Origin of the sequence: Acinetobacter sp. A47 (assembly GCF_000805455.1) — a bacterium.
In the GTDB taxonomy this organism is placed as follows: Bacteria; Pseudomonadota; Gammaproteobacteria; order Pseudomonadales; family Moraxellaceae; genus Acinetobacter.
Genome location: NZ_JSUS01000054.1, coordinates 1 through 1,462, shown reverse-complemented (window position 1 = coordinate 1,462; position 1,462 = coordinate 1). Strand labels below are relative to the sequence as shown.

The window sequence follows — 1,462 nt, the reverse complement described above, 5'->3', positions numbered from 1 at the left end:
GCCATATCCACCAGACATGGGCTGGCAAAGATATCCTGTAAGCCAAGCGTATAACCGGCACTTCTTAAACGGCTCACCAGACGCACTGCCAGTAACGAGTTACCGCCCAGCATGAAGAAGCTGTCATTACGACTCACCTGCTCGATTCCAAGCAGTTCACACCAGTGCTTCGCCAGTAGCTCCTCTACCTCACCCTTCGGAGCCTCATATAGACCACGAATCAGGCTGTCTTCTGTCGGCATCGGTAAACCACGTTTGTCCAGCTTGCCATTTGGTGTCAGCGGGAAACTGTCCAGACGCACATAACTTCTCGGTACCATATAGTCCGGTAACTCACGTGCCAACCAGGCATGTAGCCCTGAAGCATCAACCTCTGCCTCCGCTGAATCTGCTATCCACCACGCAACAAGATGACGGCCTTCATCTTCTCCACGGACCTGTACAACCGCCTCTTTCACAGCCGGGTGGCCTGAAAGCTGTATCTCAATCTCTCCCAGCTCAATCCGGAATCCACGGATCTTCACCTGATCATCATTACGGCCCAGATATTCGATATTCCCGTCTGCTAGCCAGCGTGCAGTATCCCCTGTGCGATACATTCTGGCTTCAGCCTCGGTACTAAACGGATCCGGAAGGAAACGCTCGGCTGTAAGCTCTGGCCGGTTCAGGTAACCTCGCGCAACCTGTACACCACCAATATATAACTCGCCTGTAACACCAACCGGTACCGGATTACCTTGCGGATCCAGTAGGTATATCTTCGTATTGGCTATCGGCTTGCCTATATTTACACTACCATCCTCATACTTTAAGGCAGTTGCACAAACTGTCCCTTCTGTAGGTCCATAAGCATTAAATACTGTGACTTTCTCAACTGCACCTTGTAATAAATTGATGCTCGGGGATTCACCAGCAAAAATCGCCACCTTAAGTGTTTTAAAAATATCTGGATATTGTTGTCCAAATAATGCTGGAGGGAACGTTGCATGAGTCACTTTATGTCTGTTCATAAAGTCTGCAAGTTGATCTAGGTCCTGACGTTGTATATCAGAGATAATAACTAACGCCGCCCCATTGCATAATGCCGTACTAACTTCAGATACACTGGCATCAAAACTAATTGATGCAAACTGCAGAACCCGATCATTCTCTTTAATATTAAAAAGATCACTTTGAGTTAAACATAAATTTGTTACCTGCTGATGTTCAACCATCACCCCTTTCGGGTTACCTGTAGAACCTGAGGTATAAATCACATAAGCAAGATGACGGCTGTTTAAACCAATCTCTGCCGGTAGCAGATTCTCTTCAGAATATGCAGAGGCCTGTTCAAAAGCATCCTGCAGTAATACCACCGGTACCGATGAACTCTTCAGCACATCTATACCCGTCGCATCAGCCAGTAATAATCTTGGAGAGGCATCTTCCATAATATAGGCCAGGCGCTCTACCGGATAACCAG

1 protein-coding gene is annotated in these 1,462 nt (G+C 47.4%); it reads right to left on the bottom strand.

The window, feature by feature from the left end; genetic code table 11:
* Nucleotides 1–1,462 (bottom strand): non-ribosomal peptide synthetase (locus OC23_RS12165; RefSeq protein WP_038345119.1); only part of this gene is annotated, 1,462 nt, incomplete at both ends.